Origin of the sequence: Mucilaginibacter pallidiroseus, from assembly GCF_007846085.1 — a bacterium.
GTDB classification, from domain to species: domain Bacteria; phylum Bacteroidota; class Bacteroidia; order Sphingobacteriales; family Sphingobacteriaceae; genus Mucilaginibacter; species Mucilaginibacter pallidiroseus.
On record NZ_VOEJ01000001.1, the window covers coordinates 939271 to 959005 of the forward strand.

At 42.7% G+C, this 19735-nt stretch carries 17 protein-coding genes; 7 read left to right on the forward strand and 10 right to left on the reverse strand.

The genetic code is table 11. The features are described 5' to 3' along the window. Positions 1-127 precede the first annotated feature (127 nt). Genes FPZ43_RS04210 through smpB form a run of 3 tightly spaced genes read left to right on the forward strand, consistent with a single transcriptional unit; the run spans position 128 to position 3146 of the window. Positions 128-778, forward strand: coding sequence for a metal-dependent transcriptional regulator (locus FPZ43_RS04210; RefSeq protein ID WP_146380579.1), 651 nt, complete (start codon positions 128-130; stop codon positions 776-778). Further along, a complete protein-coding gene (locus FPZ43_RS04215) occupies positions 775-2661 on the forward strand; it encodes an Nramp family divalent metal transporter (RefSeq protein WP_146380580.1) in 1887 nt (628 codons plus the stop codon). The genes FPZ43_RS04210 and FPZ43_RS04215 overlap by 4 nt, the downstream gene beginning before the upstream one ends. A gap of 35 nt (positions 2662-2696) precedes the next feature. Then, a complete protein-coding gene (gene smpB, locus FPZ43_RS04220) occupies positions 2697-3146 on the forward strand; it encodes an SsrA-binding protein SmpB (RefSeq protein WP_146380581.1) in 450 nt (149 codons plus the stop codon). Positions 3147-3273: 127 nt separating this feature from the next. Here smpB and FPZ43_RS04225 read toward each other — a convergent pair whose 3' ends face one another. The 3 genes from FPZ43_RS04225 to FPZ43_RS04235 all read right to left on the reverse strand — a co-directional run bounded on the left by FPZ43_RS04225 (position 3274) and on the right by FPZ43_RS04235 (position 6946). Next, a complete protein-coding gene (locus tag FPZ43_RS04225) occupies positions 3274-3930 on the reverse strand; it encodes a protein-L-isoaspartate(D-aspartate) O-methyltransferase (RefSeq protein WP_146380582.1) in 657 nt (218 codons plus the stop codon). Between the two features lie 134 nt (positions 3931-4064). Next, entirely contained in the window at positions 4065-6551 is a 2487-nt protein-coding gene (gene priA, locus FPZ43_RS04230) for a replication restart helicase PriA (protein WP_146380583.1), read from the reverse strand. 8 nt (positions 6552-6559) lie between these two features. Then, positions 6560-6946, reverse strand: a complete 387-nt coding sequence (locus tag FPZ43_RS04235; protein WP_146380584.1) for a DUF423 domain-containing protein — start codon at positions 6944-6946, stop codon at positions 6560-6562. An 87-nt stretch (positions 6947-7033) separates the two neighbouring features. Between FPZ43_RS04235 and FPZ43_RS04240 the strand changes: the two genes are divergently transcribed. Then, positions 7034-8623 (forward strand): hypothetical protein, encoded by a 1590-nt coding sequence (locus FPZ43_RS04240; RefSeq protein ID WP_146380585.1) that lies wholly within the window; start codon positions 7034-7036, stop codon positions 8621-8623. Between the two features lie 140 nt (positions 8624-8763). Beyond that, entirely contained in the window at positions 8764-10209 is a 1446-nt protein-coding gene (locus FPZ43_RS04245; RefSeq protein WP_146380586.1) for a DUF5723 family protein, read from the forward strand. Here FPZ43_RS04245 and tsaB read toward each other — a convergent pair. The 4 genes from tsaB to rpmH all read right to left on the reverse strand — a co-directional run bounded on the left by tsaB (position 10206) and on the right by rpmH (position 11870). After that, entirely contained in the window at positions 10206-10889 is a 684-nt protein-coding gene (gene tsaB, locus FPZ43_RS04250) for a tRNA (adenosine(37)-N6)-threonylcarbamoyltransferase complex dimerization subunit type 1 TsaB (protein ID WP_146380587.1), read from the reverse strand. The two genes, FPZ43_RS04245 and tsaB, sit on opposite strands and share 4 nt — an antisense overlap. Positions 10890-11008: 119 nt before the next feature. Then, positions 11009-11251 carry a membrane protein insertion efficiency factor YidD gene (yidD, locus tag FPZ43_RS04255; protein WP_186461757.1) on the reverse strand — a complete coding sequence of 81 codons (243 nt, stop codon included), beginning with the start codon at positions 11249-11251 and terminating at the stop codon, positions 11009-11011. Then, a complete protein-coding gene (gene rnpA / locus FPZ43_RS04260) occupies positions 11248-11631 on the reverse strand; it encodes a ribonuclease P protein component (protein ID WP_146380589.1) in 384 nt (127 codons plus the stop codon). Before rnpA ends, yidD begins: the two co-directional genes overlap by 4 nt. An 80-nt stretch (positions 11632-11711) precedes the next feature. Continuing rightward, positions 11712-11870 carry a 50S ribosomal protein L34 gene (gene rpmH, locus FPZ43_RS04265; RefSeq protein ID WP_146380590.1) on the reverse strand — a complete coding sequence of 53 codons (159 nt, stop codon included), beginning with the start codon at positions 11868-11870 and terminating at the stop codon, positions 11712-11714. Between the two features lie 137 nt (positions 11871-12007). On the opposite strand from rpmH, the gene FPZ43_RS04270 reads away from it, so the two are divergent. After that, a complete protein-coding gene (locus FPZ43_RS04270; protein WP_146380591.1) occupies positions 12008-12889 on the forward strand; it encodes a ChaN family lipoprotein in 882 nt (293 codons plus the stop codon). Positions 12890-12948: 59 nt separating this feature from the next. Here the strand turns inward: FPZ43_RS04270 and mscL are convergent, their stop codons facing one another. Continuing rightward, positions 12949-13347, reverse strand: coding sequence for a large conductance mechanosensitive channel protein MscL (gene mscL / locus FPZ43_RS04275; protein ID WP_146380592.1), 399 nt, complete (start codon positions 13345-13347; stop codon positions 12949-12951). A gap of 156 nt (positions 13348-13503) precedes the next feature. Here mscL and rpoN point away from each other — a divergent pair, with 156 nt between their 5' ends. Then, a complete protein-coding gene (rpoN, locus tag FPZ43_RS04280; protein ID WP_146380593.1) occupies positions 13504-14979 on the forward strand; it encodes an RNA polymerase factor sigma-54 in 1476 nt (491 codons plus the stop codon). 137 nt (positions 14980-15116) lie between these two features. Here rpoN and FPZ43_RS04285 read toward each other — a convergent pair whose 3' ends face one another. Both FPZ43_RS04285 and FPZ43_RS04290 read right to left on the reverse strand, forming a co-directional pair. Next, positions 15117-16133: a PorP/SprF family type IX secretion system membrane protein gene (locus tag FPZ43_RS04285; protein WP_146380594.1), complete on the reverse strand. Its 1017-nt coding sequence runs from the start codon at positions 16131-16133 to the stop codon at positions 15117-15119. Next, the gene (locus tag FPZ43_RS04290) at positions 16133-19657 is read right to left on the reverse strand and encodes a PKD domain-containing protein (RefSeq protein ID WP_146380595.1); all 3525 of its coding nucleotides are present in this window, start codon (positions 19655-19657) and stop codon (positions 16133-16135) included. Before FPZ43_RS04290 ends, FPZ43_RS04285 begins: the two co-directional genes overlap by 1 nt. Positions 19658-19735: the final 78 nt, after the last annotated feature.

Below are 19735 nucleotides of genomic sequence, written 5' to 3' on the forward strand. Positions count from 1 at the left end.
TTATCATGCAAAATATAATTCCACATAAATCTTAATTTCCAAAACATATTTTTTCTTCACCTATCTAACAAACAAATACCAAAATTTAAATTTAGACTTGTCTAAAATTTTTATTAGATTTGGTTAAATGTATACGTTAGCCGAGGAAAATTATTTAAAAGCTATTTACAAGCTTTCGCTCACGGATGATAGTGTAAGCACTAACCAAATAGCGGCCGAGCTTTGCACAAAAGCGTCATCCGTAACAGACATGCTCCGCAAACTAGCCGATAAGGCGTTGGTTAATTATGCACGTTACCAGGGTGTTAGTTTAACAAAAGCCGGTAATAAAGTTGCTTTGAATATCGTACGCAAGCATCGGCTGTGGGAATATTTTTTGGTCGAGAAACTAAATTTTAAATGGGATGAGGTGCACGACATGGCCGAAGAAATGGAGCACATATCATCAAATGAGTTGATTAACCGGCTGGAAGAATTTATGGGCTATCCTACTCGCGACCCGCATGGAGACCCAATACCAGATAGCCATGGGAATTTTAGAGCACACGACCTTAAACCAATATCAACAATGCCTGTTAATGCCGGTGGGATTATATCCGGGGTGCGCGATCACTCCGCTGCGTTTTTACAATACCTTGAAAAACAAAACCTGGTAATTGGCAGATATATTACCGTAAAGGAAATTATCACTTACGACAATACAGTGGTTTTACAAATGGAAAATAAAGAATTACAAATAAGCCACGAAGTGGCGAACAACCTGCTTATAGCTTTATGACAACACACGATACGCATTCGTTAGGCAATGTACACGGAACGGTTACTACCGAGGGCAAAACAGGCTGGAAAAAAATACTATCTTTCTTGGGCCCCGCCTACCTTGTGAGCGTTGGCTACATGGACCCGGGCAACTGGGCAACAGATTTGGCTGCGGGAAGCCAGTTTGGTTACAAATTAATATGGGTGCTGCTGTTATCAAACCTTATTGCGCTGCTATTGCAAAATCTTGCTGTTAGGCTTGGAATTGTGCGCGGCCTTGATTTGGCTCAGGCGTCTAAACACACCTACCCACCATTCGTAAATTTTTGCCTGTATGTACTTGCCCAGATTGCCATTATAGCCTGTGATTTAGCCGAGATCATTGGTATGGCAATAGGTTTAAATTTGCTTTTTGGTTTGCCATTGATATGGGGCGTATCTATCACACTGTTAGATACATTGCTGCTGCTATTTTTATTAAACAAAGGCATGCGTAAGCTGGAGGGATTCATTATTTCACTGATATTTATAGTGGGTTTGGCCTTTTTTGTGCAGATGTTTATTGTTAAGCCCGATATGGTTGACATTGCCAAAGGCTTTATCCCAAGCAAACTTAATAACGAAGCCTTATACATCGCCATAGGTATTATAGGCGCTACCGTAATGCCCCATAACTTGTACTTGCACTCGTCGCTGGTACAAACCCGTAAGATAGACCGCAGTGATGATGGTATAAAGGCCGCTATCAAATACAATTTTTGGGACACCACCATTGCCCTCAACCTGGCATTTTTTGTAAATGCAGCTATCCTTATACTTGCGGCGAGCGCCTTTTTTAGCCGGGGATACCACCAGGTTGCCGAAATACAGGATGCACATAAATTATTGACCGGCATATTTGGGAGCTTAGCTCCTGCACTTTTTGCCATTGCGTTGATTGCCGCGGGCCAAAGCTCGACAGTTACGGGCACGCTTGCCGGCCAAATCATTATGGAGGGTCACCTTAACCTGCGCATTGCACCCTGGTTGCGCCGCTTGTTAACGCGTTTGTTTGCTATTGTTCCTGCTTTTTTTACCGTATTGCACGCCGGTAGCGAAGGCTTGGGCAAACTTTTGATTTTAAGCCAGGTGGTTTTAAGCCTCCAGCTGGGTTTTGCTATCATTCCGCTTATACACTTTGTATCCGATAAAAAGCGCATGGGCAATTTCGCCATTAAGCCCTGGCTCAAAGTACTGTCGTGGGTTTTTGCTGCGCTGATTGTGGGCTTAAACGTAAGGCTGGTGATCCAGGAAATCGATACCTGGGCCGGTAGCGATCCGCAATCGGCAACGCTGGTACATTACCTGATCACTCCGCTGGCAATTGCCATTGGCTTGCTGTTACTTTATGTTTTCCTGAGGCCTTTGCTTTACAAACATGCCGATAAACCTGCTTACGTGCCGCATGGCATTGCGGCGTCTTTAACCAATTTGCAGGCTGTACATTACAACAATATTGCAGTGACCATCGATTTTAGCAGAAACGATGAAGATTGTATTCGTCACGCGCTAATGCAGGGGGGCAAAAATGCCAGCTATACCTTGATACACGTAGTTGAGACTGCCGGTGCCCGTTACCATGGCAAACAGGTTATGGATAACGAAACACAAAGCGATGCCGATAATTTAAACAAATATGTGGATGCGCTGGTTGAGTTAGGTTACAAGGCAGAAGCCAGGATTGGCTACGGTGGCCCTGCAAATTCAATTGCCGAGATCATCAACCAAACTAAAATTGATTTTGTTGTAATGGGCTCGCACGGCCACAGGATGCTTAAGGACTTGATATTTGGCACAACTGTAAACTCCGTACGTCACAGGGTAAACGTACCTGTATTGGTAGTAAAGCCTCAGAAAAATTAATTGCATATTTGCAGCCCCGAAAGGAAAAATGAGTAATGGAGCAAAACGTATATATAAAAAATAAAAAGGCCTATTTTGAATACCACATATTGGATAAGTACGTGGCCGGTATCCAGCTATTGGGTACCGAAATCAAATCTATCCGTAACGGTAAGGCCAACATTAATGATGCTTTTTGCACATTTATAAATAACCAGTTATATGTGCGCAACCTGCATATATCAGAGTATTCGTTCGGCTCATTTTATAACCATGAGGCCAAGCGCGACCGTGTGCTTCTGCTTAACAAAAAAGAACTTAAAAAGCTGCAAACCCGCGGCGAAGAACGTGGCTTAACCATTGTGCCGCTTGCCTTATTTATAAGCGAGCGCGGTTTCGCCAAGTTAGAAATTGGCCTTGCCCAAGGTAAAAAGACGTTTGACAAGCGCGAAACCCTCAAAGAACGCGATACTAAAATTGAGATTGACCGGGCTATGAAAAGATAGCCTCGCCCCCCCGGCCCCCTGAAGGGGGAGCGGAAGGAAAATAAAATGCCTTCTCCATTTTTGGAGAAGGCATTTATTTTAAAGCTAATATTCAAATTCCTACTCCCCCTTCAGGGGGCCGGGGGGCTTACCACGCCCTATCCCCAACAAGCGGTACAAATCTAAAGGTATCCAGCACATGTCGTTCGTAATCGTGCTCGCCGGTTTTTAATACGGTGACCATTTTTTGCGATTGTTCATCGCCCACGGGTATCACTAAAATGCCGCCTATGTTTAATTGCTTTAAAAGCACATCCGGTACGGTGGGTGCCCCTGCGGTTACAATTATTTTATCGTACGGAGAGTGTTCTGCCCGGCCTATCGAGCCATCGCCTAAAAAGAAGGTTGGCTTATAGCCCATATAAGGCAATACTTGTATGGTGCGCTCGTAAAGCTTTTCCTGCCGCTCAATAGTGACCACCTGAGCGCCTAATTCCATTAATATACAGGTTTGATAGCCGCATCCCGTACCAATTTCAAGCACCTTATCACCTTTTTTAATATGGAGCAGCTCGGTTTGATAAGCAACGGTATAAGGTTGGGATATGGTTTGGCCGGCACCTATAGGGAATGCGATATCCTTATAAGCTTGATTCCAGAAAGTTTCATCGAAAAAGTAGTGACGCGGAACTTTACCAATAGCCTTTAAAACCTGCTCGTCTTCGATACCGTTTTTACGCAACACATCAACCAGCCTTTTACGTGCGCCCTGCTCCCTGTAATTATCAATAAACTTATAAGCCATAATCCGCTGCAAAGTTAAGACAGGATTTCATGATTTATTGATGAAAAGGATTTATTGCCCAATGCAAAATTTATTGGTTTGATTTTTAGATTATTTATTTTTCAACGTCTGCTGAATGCTTTGGTAAAATCCTATTAATATGGGTCAACGTCCGGCTGCACAATACTGCCCTTGCTAAGCTTGGTGGTTTGGAATTGCGTGATCACATCACGAACTATGGCCTTGGCTTTAACAATAGATATGGTGTCACGCTCAAATTTAAGCATGATAGATTTGATGTAATAATTACGGATACGGTTGATTAGAGGCGGCTCGGGCCCTATAACCCTGTCTCCAAAATGCTTGCGCAGTTCGTTAGCCAAATATTCGGCTTGGTTATACAACACTTCGGCATTTTTATGTTTTATATCCAGGTTGATGATACGGTAGTATGGCGGGTATTTAAAACTCTTTCGCTCCTCCATTTCCGTTAAATACAGGTCGAGGTAGTCATTTTCAATAACCTGCTTTATTACGCGGTGGTTAGGATCATACGTTTGTATAACTACTTTACCCTGTTTATCCCTTCGCCCTGCCCTGCCGCTAACCTGGGCAAGCATCTGGTAGCTTCGCTCGTTAGCACGATAATCGGGATATTTAAGCAGGCTATCTGCATTGATGATACCTATCACGGTAACATCGGCAAAATCAAGCCCCTTGGCCACCATTTGGGTACCAACCAATATATCTATTTTCTTTTCCTCAAGATTATTTAAAATTATTTGGAGCGAATTACGCGACCGAGTGGTGTCGAGATCCATCCGCGCCAGTTTAACATCAGGCAAAAGTACCGATAGCTCATCTTCAACCTTCTCGGTACCGAAACCTTTATACTCCAGGTGTGTTGAGCCACATGCCGGGCAGATAGACGGGCTGTCTTCCTTGTAACCGCAGTAATGGCAATGCAGTTTACCGCTGTGCTTATGGTAAGTAAGGCTAACATCACAGTTTATACATTTTGGTGTGTAAGCACAAACGCGACACATTAGCACGGGTGCATATCCCCTGCGGTTCTGAAATAGAATTACCTGCTCCTTAGCTTCAAGAGCAAGCGCCATGTCAGCCATTAAAACGCTTGTAAAATGCGATTGCATGGTTTTGCGTTTCAACTCTTCGCTTATGCTTACAACCTCTATGGTAGGCAACTGTACGCCGCCAAACCTTTCCGAAAGGTTTACCAAACCGTACTTATGTACACGGGCATTATAGTAGGTTTCAAAAGACGGTGTGGCCGACCCTAACAAAACTTTCCCTTGGTGCATATTAGCAAGATAGATAGCCGCATCGCGGGCATTGTAGCGCGGGGCCGGGTCATATTGCTTGTAAGAAGTTTCGTGTTCCTCATCTACAATAATAAGCCCCAGATCGCTAAAGGGTAAAAACACCGACGACCTGGCGCCTAATACCACCTTGTACTCGTTATTAAGCACCTTTTGCCAAACCTCTACACGCTCATTATCATTGAACCGGGAATGATACACACCAATATCGCTGCCAAAGTACATGCGCAGGCGCTCGATAATATGGGTTGTAAGTGCTATCTCGGGTAGCAGGTATAATACCTGCTTGCCTGTGGCCACCATTTGCTCGATCAAGCGGATATAGATCTGCGTTTTACCTGATGATGTTATGCCATGCAGTAAAACCACATCTTTATCGCCAAAGCTGCGGTTTACCTCTTCGAGAGCCAATTGCTGCGCTGCGCTAAGTGTAAACTCATTTATAGCCTCGCTATCATCATGGCCAAGACGACTAACATTTCGGTCTTCCGCAAAAAATACTTCTTTTTCTATCAGCGATTTTATGCTGGATTCGCCGCTGCCGCTTTCCTCAATCAGCTCATTTTTGGAAACAATCTTTTGCTGCCGCGATAACTTGATATACGCCAACACCGCGTCGGCCTGTTTGGGTGCCCGTTTTTCCAATATGGCAAACAATTCGCGCAGGCTGTCCTGATTGTGATAGGCCGGGTTTATAGTAATGTAAGTACGTCGTCGAGGCTTATAACGCTCGCTTACTTCTTCAGATATATTAACAATGTTTTTCTCAAACAAGGTTTTAAGAATAGGCAATACTGTTTTTTGCCCAAGCAACTTTACAATGTCACTAATGGTTAATTCGGGCTGTATGCTAAGGGCTTCGGTTATCAGGTATTCCTTATCATTAAGTGATGCCTTATCATACTCAAAATCTTTATTGAGCATTACTTTGGTTTCACTGGCCAGTTTTAATGCTGACGGCAACGCAGCATTCATAACCTCGCCTTCGTTGCACATGTAGTATTCACTCAACCAACTCCAAAACTTAAGCTGCCCTTCCGTTACTACAGGGTTATCATCAAGTATCTCAATAATGTATTTCGCCTCGTATTTTTTTGGTGCATGCTCAGTTATAGCCGCAACAACAGCCGTGTACAGTTTGCTTTTACCAAACTGTACCACCACTCTTTTACCAACGGCAACAGCGTTGTTCATTTCAAAAGGTACACGGTAGGTATAGTTACGGCTTATAGCAAGTGGTAAAATAACCTCAACAAACAGCGTTTTGCGCTGCGTATATGTACTCTCCGAAAATTCTAACATTTAATTCCTTATTTGTTTCTGAACGCGGCAAGCGCAAGTGTAATCCAACCGGCTATAAACAACAGGCCGCCAAGTGGTGTAACCGGGCCCAATGCTGCCAGGCCGGGCATGCCCAATAAATCGCGGCAAGACAATAAGTAAAGCGAACCCGAAAAACATATAATACCCAGCACAAAAAGATAGTATGTGGTAACTATAAGCTTGTTTTTAAACCTTGTAAACGTTGACAAAAAAAGCAGCGCAAATACGTGGTAAAACTGGTATTGTACAGCGGTTTGCCAAACTTCGAGACCACGGGGCGGTAAAGACGACCGCAGGGCATGTGCACCGAAGGCACCTGCAATAACCGCCAAAACTCCAAAAAACGCCGCGGTTATAATAATTTGTTTGTTCATGCAGTTATAAAAGGCTAAGTTAACCAATTGAAAGTATTACTTTATTGTAGTACAGTAAAATTCTAACTTGCGCCCAGCAAACCCAGGATGAAACGACTGATAGTTATTACGTTAATTTTAATTGCCGCTACCGCATATGTAACCGTTAAGTACTTCGACAACTTAACCATCTCAAACATGCGGGCAGGCAATATATTGCGTACTATTCCGGATGATGCTGCACTGGTTTTTGAGTTTGCCAATGAGAAAAGCTTTTACGACATTTTTGCAGGTAACCAACTCATAAGCAATATAATTGGTGAAGAAAAATCTACTGAGCTTGATACTTTAAACAAAACCTTTGCCGGCAATGCGGTACTGCAGGCTGCATTTACCGGAAGCAACATTTATGCTTCCATACATGGTAAAGGTGATACAGGTGCCGATATATTATTAACCGCTGCGGCGCAAAAAAATTTTGATATTCATAGCTTTGATAAAATTTTAAAAGAAAAGAAAAGCGGCTTTGTACTAACACCGCTTAAGCTTGGCGATAAGCAAGGGTATACTATTTACTTATCGGCTCTAAAAAAACGTTTTTACATTGTTCACAAAGAAGCAAACATATATGCAGGAAGCTTTTCTAAGGACCTGCTTTTAAAAAGCGTAGCATTTAAGCATAGCAAGGATAAGATTTCGTTTTTGCTGTTGCCAGATAAACAAAATTCCAACTCGCTGGCCAACCTTTATGTAAACTATCAGCAGCTTAATCCGCTGTTCGATAATTTTTTTAGGCCCGATCATTATTCTGATATTTTTAAAAGCTTCAGGCTATTGCCTGCGTTAGCGGCGCTTAACCTCAACTACAAGGCCGACGCGCTGATGTTTAGCGGTTACTCCAACATTCAGCAAGAAAAAACAGGTAGCTATTTAAATATCTTCACTGCTCAAAAGCCTGTAAAAAATGTACTGAAAGAGTTATACCCATCAACAACAGCCTATGCCATGACAATGGGTGTGTCTGACCCGCATAAATACATGGCCGATCTTGATCAGTTTCAACTCAAGGCAGGTTTAAGAAAAGAGAAAGATGCGTTGCTTGCAAAAATTAAGGCCGAAACAGGCATCGCCTTAAGGAATGAATTAAACAGTGCCCTAGGAAACGAGTTTGCAGTAGTAACCACCCGCTATCAGGAGAAGTTTGCCATAATTGATGTGAAGGACGGCTCAAAGCTTTTCCCGGTAATGAGCAACATAAGTGTTATGATCACGAATGATATTGGCCAATTTAACTATGGCAAAGTGCCGTTCCTGTTAATGGGTGATGCATTCAACAGCTTTAAAAGGCCCTATTTTCAGATTATGGATAACTTGCTGATACTGGCAAATAGTGCCAGGGAGATTGAGAGTTTTGCCAATAGTTATTTAAACCATAAATTATTGAACAAAACAGATCAGTATCTACAATTTGACAACTTAATGTCCGAGAGAAGCAATGTAGCTTTCTTCATCAATTTTAAAAATTCCCAATCAATTTTAAAATCGCAACTAAAAACCGATGTGTATTCGGACTATTTAAACAATGAGCGGACGTTTAAAAATTTCTACGCTGCGTCTTATCAGCTTACGGCGGCAGATGATAATTTTTACACCAACTTTTGTATGCAGCAATTGCAAAGAGATACCACAGCAAATTAAGTTCAATAAAAGTTTTAATTATTACAACCCTTATACTTAAAATACGTTTAAAGCTGTGATAGCCCACAAACATGATTCGGAGCAATTTTTGAACTGATTGTATGGGTAATGCAACACCCAATTAATAAGGTGCGGATTATATGAGAATATTTCTACCAATTTTTTTCTTTTGTTTAATTATACAAACTGCTGTAGCACAGCAATATTCTCACTACAATACCGGCACTGTCCGTGAGTCTTTCGAGAACACCTCGGTATCAAGTTTTATTCCAGACTCCAGCCGTAGCATTGCATTTAACTTTTTTGTACCCAACCTTACGGGTAATTTTTACCTCACAGGCGATGCGCAGGTTCCACTAAAGAGCCGCGCATTTTTAGGAAGGTACACCAAAACCTATTTACGGGTGGGTGAAGGTCGTGTGAACAGAACATATGCCGATGCCAACGTTTACTCCATCATGCTGAGGATATTCGGCAGCCTTGATGGCAATACTGAACTGGGTTTTTCTACCCAAACACGTGCCGAAGGCCGAGGCTTGTTCAGCGATGAGTCGGTCGGAATATTTAACGGGGCATCCTTTTTCCCGCAAGATAGCTACAGCAACATCTTTAATGATAATATACGGTACCAAGCTTATCACCAAATTGGTTTTTCCTATCGTGAAAATATCAATAAAAAAGTATCATTTGGCTTCAAAATAAGCGCCTTGCTTGGTATTGAGTATCAAAATCTTGATATTGACAATTCGCAATTTGTGATTGACAGACCTAATGACCGTGCAAGCCTTGGCCTTGCGGGAACCTACCGTATCAATTACACTCCCGGCGATTTTACCCGTCACGATCTGTTACCAACACTACGCAACCCCGGCGCTGGTATCAGCTTTGGAACAACCATTAAAACGCGCGACAATTTTGTTATCCAGGCAAACGTAAAAGATCTGGGTTTTATACACTGGAGCGCTCGGTCAAATACTTACCGCTTTGCTGATTTTGGTGTTATAAATGAACTTTCGGGCCGCCATCGTGAAGACAGTATTTACAACACAGCCGAAAGAATTGTTAAAAGCAACCCTACAGTAGGCTCTTTTGTAACGGCAACTAATGCAAAGTTTGAGATAAGCGCAAATAAAACTTATTGGATAAACCCTGCTACCAATCTACGCTACTCACCTACCCTCATCGTATCTAAGGAAATGTTATATAACGGGATTGCAGCTGCCCTGGTAAACCCTGTATATTACAAAAATTACAGTGCAACAATTACAGCATCGTATGAAACCAACCGTATTTTTAGCATGGGTGGGCAATTAATGGTAAAAACACCAAATGTTGAATTCTTTTTAGGTACCGAGCGCCTTATACCTTCAACCCGCCTGCTTATAGCAGCAAACGGCAATGACGGTCAGGTAAACCGTACCCACAGTTATACCGGCGCAGATGTATTTATGGGATTTGCAGTAAAGTTTGGCAAGCCTATCGAGCATCCTATGAATGCCAGCTACATCCCCATGGGTGAGCCTAAAGGAGGTTTTTTCACTCGCTTATGGCACAAGATATTCAACAAAGGAGAGGATAATTATTAAACCACTGCCTTTTTGCCGGCAACAAAATCTTTCAAGTAATATGGCTCAAAATAGGCTACATCAACAAATTGTTGTGTTATGAATTTCTGCTGAGCGATACCCGTTAAATAGGTAGCTGAATTTTGAAAATCTCCAGCAAAATAGGCATTAGGCGAATAGCTCAGTACTTCTCTACACTTTTCGGCACCATCGCCAAGAAAGAGCATTTTGTTATCCTGGAGTAAGTCCAAAAAGCTGCTTTCGTCTATAATTTCTGCGGCGGTAGCTTTTATAATATCACCTTTTGCATCGTAAACAGCTGTATAAACTTCCATGCGTCGTGCATCAATCATTGGGCAAATTAATGCATCAGTTGGTACAAGCCCATGCTTTACTGCGCCATCAGCCATGGCTGCAAGCGTTTCAACAGCTATTAAAGGCTTATCTAACGCAAAACACAAGCCCTTTGCTGTAGATACACCTATACGCAATCCGGTGTATGATCCGGGTCCGCAGCTTACCGCTATTGCATCAATATCACTATAGCTAATATTGCTTTGTTTAATTAATTCATCAATATAAACCGTAATAACCTCGGCGTGTATGTTGCGTTCATTAATTTCTTTAACGGCGATAACTTCACCGTTGTTAGCAAGGGCAACAGAGCAGGCGGTGGTAGCGGTTTCTATCTGTAGAATCATTTTGGGGAAAGTCAAAAATCAAAATTAAAAAGTCAAAATTAAAAAACAAGTCGTGTTAAATGTCATCCTAAAAGCTTAATCCATTTTTTAACTTTTGATTTTTGAATTTTTCCTTAATATTAAGGCACCGGGTCGTGCCCATGGCCACCCCATGGGTTGCAGCGGCCTATGCGCTTAAGCGTAAGCCAGCCGCCTTTAAAGGGCCCATACTTTTTAATGGCCTCGGCACCGTATTGCGAGCATGTTGGCGTATACCTGCACGATGCACCTAATAATGGCGATAGCAGGTATTGATACAGCTTAATAATAAGCAGAAACAGCCAGGCCAATGCAGCCTTTATATTTTGCCAAAGCCAAATCATCTTGAAAATTGCTCGTTAAGCTGCTGCATTAGCTTCAGCATCTTTTTTTCAATAACATCAAAAGGCATTATTTCTTTGCCGATATAGGAAAGCGACATGATGATGTGCTTATCGGCTGTTTGAAGGGCCTGGTACAGGGCAATTTGTTTGTGAAGGCGATAAGCCTCACGCATGCGCCGTTTTATAAGGTTACGGTCAACCGCGTGTTTAAATCGCTTCTTGGCTACAGCAATCACAACCTGTGCCGGGTGAGGCTGGGGTGTTGTAGCGTACTGCCAGGTTACGCGAAAAGGATAACATAAAAAAGAAGAACCATTATGAAACAGCCCGTCAATCAGCCGTTTATTACATAACCGTTCTTCTTTTTTAAAAGTGTCCATATAGTTGTTAATGCTGAACCTAAATGAGCTATACAACCGGTTCGGCCCCTTGTTAAAAGGAATTAAACAACCAGTATGTATTAAGCTTTATGGCGACGCTCGTCAGATACTGTCAATCTTTTTCTGCCTTTGGCTCTTCTTGCTGCAAGTACTCTCCTGCCGTTAGCAGATGACATGCGCTCACGGAAACCGTGTTTATTTCTTCTTTTCCTTTGTGAGGGCTGAAACGTTCTTTTCATGGCTATATTTTATTCTTTACTATTCGACCTTTTTGAAATAAGAGTGCAAATGTAGCCTTTTTTTTAGTTTATTCAAATACTAATGCGCTAATTTGATAATCCGTTTTTATCAACATATTAACACACCATATTTTGCTATGAGATTTTTAATCAACATACTATTATTGCTCACCTCACCTGCAATTGCTTTTTGCCAGGCCGGTATAGACACGCACTACAAAATATACAATACTGCAAAAAAACAACCGGCAAGCCTTCATGATATCGTCAAAGATATGGACAAGGCCGACGTGCTGTTTTTTGGCGAAGAACATAATGATTCTACTGGTCATTACCTGGAGCACACCTTACTCAAAAAACTTGCTGATAAGTATCCGGGTAAACTGGCACTATCGATGGAAATGTTCCAGACGGATTGCCAGACAGTGGTAAACGAATACCTCGCCGGACTGATTCGCGAAAAAAACCTGGTTACTGAAGGCCGTGCCTGGAACAACTATAAAGACTACCGCCCAATGATAGAGATAGCAAAAGCAACAGGCATACCTGTTATTGCAGCAAACGCCCCTACCCGTTATACCAACCTAACCACACGCGCAGGCCTTGCCGAACTAAACAAACTGAGCGCTACTGCAAAGGCTTGGTTAGCCCCGCTACCAATTGATACGGTTACCGGTCCCTACTATGAAAAATTTGCTAACCTGATGGGCGGACACGCCGCCATGGGTAATTTAAAAATATATCAATCTCAAAATTTATGGGATGCCACCATGGCTTACTCAATAGCGCAGTTTTACAAAGCGCACAAGGGCTTTAAAATAATGCAGATAAATGGCGGCTTTCACAGCGAGGAAAAACTGGGTACGGTTGCTCAACTACTTAAATACGCACCGGGTATTAAAACCATCACCGTGCAGGCTTACGCCGACGAAAATTTTTTAAACCCTGACTGGACCAAATACGCTAAACTGGGCGATTACATCATCCTGACGGATGCATCGCTACCCAAAACATTTTAAAGTGAAGCTTAAATAACAACCGGCAACAAAGGCCGATTGTTATTTGACTCATATGGCGCCTATACAGTACCGTTTTTAGCAGCCAATATATCTCTTATCTGAGTAAGTAGTTCTTCTTCTTTGGTTGGAGCAGGGGCCACAGTTGGTGCAACAGCTTCTTTCTTTTTAAACTTATTGATCCCTGTGATGATCAGGAACAGTGATAATGCAATAATAAAGAATGATATAACCTGCGATATAAAGTTTCCGTACTTAATGGCTGTACCGGGCACGGTAAGCTCGGCAAGGTTGGTTAGGTTAGCTGCTTTAAGCGCCGGAGTTAAAACCGCCGGGGTGATAATATCATCAACAAGTGATTTTACTATTCCGCTGAACGCAGCACCTATAACTACTGCCACTGCTAAGTCGAGTACGTTGCCTTTAACAGCAAATTCTTTAAACTCTTTAACGAATCCCATATTGTATGTGTGTTGTTTATTTTAAAGTTATTAATTAATTAACCGGATAGCCAAACAAATCTTTTTTTTGCGCATTTAACACTTACGCGTTTCACAAAGTTTCCATTTTTTATAACAAGGTAATTGGTGTATTTTTGATGCCGCGTCTATATACTTATGTTAAAACAGAACCTTCAGCAAAAATTATTACAAAAACTATCTCCGCAGCAAATACAATTTATCAAATTGTTGCAGGTGCCTACCGTATCTCTGGATACCCGTATTAAAGAAGAGCTGGAGGAAAACCCTGCACTTGAGGACATCAGCTTAACTAATCTTAACGAACCTGAAGAGCAATATCCCGACCGCGACCCCGATGATGACAATTATGACATGAACGAGGATAAGGGCGAAATGGATGAGTTTAACATTGACGATTATTTACAGGACGACAGCGTTAACGATTATGGATCGCGCTATGACCAAAATGGCGACGATGATGAGGAACGCAAAGAAATTCCGATTGCTGTACAAAGCTCATTTTTTGAGAGCCTGCAGTCGCAACTGGATTTGCTTCCCCTATCCGATAAAGATTTTGCCATAGGTAAACAAATTATTGGCAGCCTTGACGATGACGGCTACCTGCGCAGGCCAATCATGTCACTTACTGATGATTTGGCCTTCTCGCAGAACGTAATGGCCGAAGACGAAGAGGTTGAGGACATGCTTAAGGTGATACAAAGCTTTGACCCGGCCGGCGTTGGTGCACGCACCTTGCAGGAGTGCTTACTTATACAATTACGTAAGAAAGACGCAGGCGACCCAATTGTGCGCAAGGCCATTTTGGTAGTTGAAAATTACCTGGAGGAATTTACGCGTAAGCATTACGATAAGCTGGAGCGCTCACTTAATATGTCATCGCAAGAATTGCGTGCCGTTGTAAACGAGATATTGAAGCTTAACCCAAAACCGGGCGACAGCAACGAGGTAAGCACTAAGCAAATGCAGGTTATTCCTGACTTCCACATCAGCAATAATGATGGTGTATTAATACTTACCCTAAACTCCAAAAACGCGCCTGAGCTTAAGGTGAGTAAATCGTACCAGGAGATGTTTCAGCATTATGATAAGGCATCTCAAAAGGATAAAAAGCTTAAAGAGGCTGTACAGTTTGTAAAGCAAAAGCTCGATTCGGCAAAGTGGTTTATAGATGCCATAAAACAGCGCCAGCAAACGCTGCTTAAAACCATGAATGCCATCATGCAATATCAGTACGATTTCTTCCTGACCGGCGACGATAAAAATTTAAAGCCGATGATCCTGAAAGATATTGCCGACCGCATTGGCATGGACATATCTACCGTATCTCGTGTGGCCAATTCCAAATACGTACAAACCGAACATGGAACATTCTTATTAAAGTCGTTCTTCAGCGAAGCCATCCAAACCGAAAGCGGCGAAGAAGTATCTAACAAAGAGGTAAAGAAAATATTGGAAGAACATATAGGTAAAGAAGATAAGCGTCATCCGCTTGCCGACGAAAAACTTACTGAGATTTTAAAGGAAGCCGGCTACAACATAGCCCGCCGTACCGTTGCCAAATACCGCGAGCAGATGAATATCCCGGTGGCAAGGCTCAGGAAGGAGCTATAGATTAGAATCAAGACGTGAGATTCAAGAATCAAGACGTGCAAATCTAAAAACAAAATAGTGATATAAAGAAATGCCCTTTATTTAGTTGAAGGGCATTTCTTTTAATATTCATTCTTGACTCTTGATTCTCCTACCTGCTACCATCCATGTTGCGGACTGGTTATCTTGTAACGGTTGTTAAGCATTATGCCTAATACAATTTCGTGCGTGCCATTACTTACTGTGCGCAAGGCAGATGTTGTCATATCGTAAGAGTAACCAACGTTTACAAACGAGCTTAGGTTGAAGCCGGCCATTGCAGCAAATGAGTCATTACGGCGATATGAGCCGCCAAACCAAAACCTGTCCTGGAAAGACAAACGCATGTTCACATCAAAGGTAACCGGTGCAGGCTTGATAAACTTTATCAATGCTGATGGCAATAAGGATACTTCATCAGTGAGAAAAATCTTATAACCGCCCGTTACAAAATAATGCGGGCTCGATTTACTTTGCTGCGCAGTAGGGCCGGATGTTAAATAAAGGTTTTGCGGTAAAAGCTGCTGCGCCGAAACCCCAAAGTAGTAATTAGACGAATATGCCCATATACCCACCCCAATATCCGGCCGCCATTGGTTTGGCCCAAGGTTGTTAATGGTTGGATCATTCGGGTTCTCGAGCGTTATTTGGTTTGTATTTAATATGATATGGTTAAACCCGCCGGATACCCCTACCGAAACATTTAACCTGTCTGTAATACCTAAGTGATAAGCATAACTCGCACTTAGGTTGGTTTGGGTTATAGGGCCCGCCTTGTCAGACACAACCATAAAGCCAACACCATGGTGCGGCTCTGATGCACGATAATCGCGTGTATACATCCTGCTTGAGGGATACTGCCCACCTGATACGGGAAATGCTGTAGCATCGCCTTCCAGGAAATCGGTGCCTATCGGTGCATTTATCGAAAAATAGCTGGTAACGGGAGCGCCTTCGAGTCCTGTCCACTGGCTGCGGTAACCCAACTTGGTATCTATATAGTTCTCGATACCCGCTACTGCCGGATTTAATAAATAATTATTGAAAATGTATTGCGTGTATTGCGGGCGTTGCTGAGCACGGGTTACAACAGAGCATGCAAGAAGTAAAACAAGCAGGTATAGGTTCTTGGTCATTATCTTATAATTGTGACATTGCCTGCAATAACTTGACGGCCATTTTTAGGGTTTATAATGTAATAGTATGTACCCGCAGGTAACTCACTTCCGTTGAGCTTGCCGTCCCACGGGTGAGCATATCCTACAGATGAGTAAACCTTTTGCCCGGCACGGCTAAAAATTTCAACCGTACTGCCCGGATAAGAGTCTAAATATCTTATGTTCCAAAGATCATTTACCCCATCACCATTAGGTGTAAATGTATTTACAACTATTGGCTTTTTCAATACCGCCACAAATATAGCATCACTTACGCTACAACCGTAACTATTTGTAACGGTTAGCGTATAAGTAATATCTTCAACGGGCGATATCACCGGGTTTAACACATCGTCGTGATCAAGGCCGGTACTGGGCGTCCATTTGTATTTTAACCCTGTACCGCTGGCAACAGCAGGCAATACAGCCTGGCCACCTTCAAGCATAGTGAAGTTTGCCCCGGCATTTACAACCGGCAACGCATTAACGGTTATAACCTGTTGGGCAACAACATCGCAGCCATTTGCGGCAATAAATTGATAAGATACGGTAAAGTTTCCAATACCTGCAAGTTTCGGGTCAAAAAAACCGTTCGCCGTTACACCCGGGCCGCTAAATGTTCCTGTTCCGTTATACCCATCGTGGATACCCGTTAATGGCACGGGCGGGTCATTATAACACATGGGAGGTACCGGTACAATACTTGCCACCGGATTGCCCTTAACTGTTATATCCTGCTCGTAGATGCTTTCGCAAACCCCACCCGAGAAAGCAGCCATACGTATTTTATATATTTTAGTAGAAGTAGACACCGGGTATAGATGCTTGTATACACCATCGGTCGGTATATTAGTATTAGCAAAGGTTTCAAATATTTGTGGCTGATTACCGTAATCGTAATAAAGTATGATCCTGGTGATCCGGCCAAAATCGACCGTTGATGCATCTTTAATCACTACCTCGGCTGCACTGCATAAGTTGTTAGGATCAACTACTGTAAAGCGGGCCTTGGGTACACTGCCGTTTACTGTAAATTGCTTACTCAAGGTTTGCGGACAGCCGCCTGCGCTCGTAACGGTTAATGAAACCGTGTAGACTCCGGCTGCTGCATACCTGTGTTTAGGATTAGCCTCTGTTGAAGTATTGAGACCGGGTGCACTTGCATTATCACCAAAGTTCCATAAGTAAGTAAGGCCATTTGCGCTACTATCCAACGCGCTTTTATTAGTAAACTGCGCAAAGGCATCGGCAATGCAAACGTCGGGCAGGGCAAAATCAACAATAGGTTTAAGGCCTATAACGATCTGTTGTTGCTTTAGAGCTGTGCAACCGCTTTCTGTCACCAGCGTTAGTTTAACCTGGTAGGTGCCCGCCGCAATATAAGTATGTGTAAATGATTGATTGTTCGTCCGGGTTTCTACAGCGCCGTCACCAAATTCCCAAATCCATTGTTTCAACACACCTTCGGATACAGATTGATCTGTAAAGGTCAGTGGCGTATTGACACATGCAGGTGTAGTTACCAAGAAAGATGCAGCCGGCTTTGGTAAAATTTTGTACTGCTTTGAAGTAAAAGATGAACAACCGTTTTCATTGATAACAGTAAGCGTTACTGTATACGATCCAGCGGTTAAAAAAGGGTGTATGGGGTCTTTATCGTTACTGCTTTGCCCGTCGCCAAAATCCCAATGCCAGCTTTTAATTGTATTGTTAGTTTGGTCGGTAACATCAGTAAATTGTGTTTGCTCATTTAAGCAAGTATTATCGGCAGTAAAAACAACTTGTGGAAAAGCAGAGATATTAAAATCAAACTCAATGGCCGATTCCGTTCCGCAATCATTACCCTGCGGATTAACTACATTGGCAATTACAGTATAGTCGCCTGGTGCATATTTAACAGACTTATAAAACTCAAACGTGTATAATGATTGCCCGTCTTTAACCGATACCGATTTTGCTACGGGTGCTGCATCAGTAAAACTTGGCGACCCATCGCTGAACACCCACCTTATTTGATTGGGTTGATAAGGCAATGTGAGCTTTAGCTTATATTCAACATCAGCGCAGCCCCCTACTTTTATACTGCCATTTTGTACATCAACAAACTCAATCTTTTGGTTGAGGTTTTGCAGATTGGTGCCGGCCGAATAACCATATGACTCCCGTTGGCCAAAGCCATAAGCTATCGCGTTAAATCCTTTAGCCGCGTTTACGTAATGCGTGCCAGCAGCAACATTCAATTGCGCATAAGAATAGGCAGGGTTACCGTCTACCGTTTTAAATGCCGACGAGACGCTCGTTCCATCCAACAAGAACGTTGAAACAGCGCTTGTTGGAATAACAACATTGATATAGCTGCTGACTATATAAGCATTGGGCGATGAATAAAGCGTGACATGATCTATAGTTTGTTCGAGCGGATTTAAATAGATCATTTCCGGGTCGCCTATATCGCTGGCGTCGATGGAACAATCAAATTCATTTTTACCTTGAGTAACAGCATATTGTGCAACTTGAACCGGCTTGTCGGCCGTAATTACATTTACTATGCTCGAATTAAATTCATAATAGGTGGAATTTGCTGTCGACGCAGCATTGAGTTCAAAACCGTTAATTTTAACGATAGTGTTAGGCTCGCTAAATACAATCCGACAAATATCGTAGCTCCTGTTCTTGAGCGGCACGGTAACATAGTTTTTGCCCCATGATGATGTTGGATAAACCTGCTGGAATAAGTTGTCTGAGGAAAAGAAGTTATCAAGGTTAGCCCCTTCTGAACAGCCGATGCCAATTTTAGTACTGCCTGAGTAAACAGCTATCTTTTTGCATTCGCCCGTGGCTGATGCAACCGACCTGACGCGCGAACCTGTCAAATCTTTTTGGGACAAGCCCTGAAACACTTCGCCTTTCTTCAGCACTACTGTAAACGGCACAAATGATGCATTGGCCGCAGGGCTTATCAAATCGGCAGTAGGTGTAATTTCAACAGTTGTGTTGTCTTCTGTGGCAACTACCATCAGCGTGGAGTAACTTGGTTGCCTCGCGTTTGACTTTTGTGTAAAATTGATAGATTTATAATCACGGCCCAAAGCATTTACAGGTAATAGTAATGTAGCTCCAGAAACCGATTGCGCAAAAATATGGGCGTATACAGCAATGTTTCGCTTTGCCGTGATGTGTACGCCTTTTAAATACTTGCCGCCTTGCTTTATAAACGCCGAGTGTGGTACTGTTACCACCGTTACCTGCCGCGCAGTTACATTAAACGGAATTGTAAACGAGCCATCGGCAACTTCAACAGTACCGGTTGTATTTTGATCGCCGGTAATGTATAGGCTCATCTGGCTTTCCTGCGTATCCTCCTGGTGCGACATGTAAGCTGTCCAAAACTCCTTGCCCTGGTTGGTTTGCCCATGGCCCCTGCTGCACATCAGCGCGAGCAGTAAAGCCAAAACAGCAAATGCTTTAAAGTTTAAATTAACAGAAAAAGGGTAACAGGGCATCTTAATACAGAATAGGTTAAAAATACACAATCATCCGTTAACCGGAAGCATGATTTTTGTGTGTATTAATGAACATCT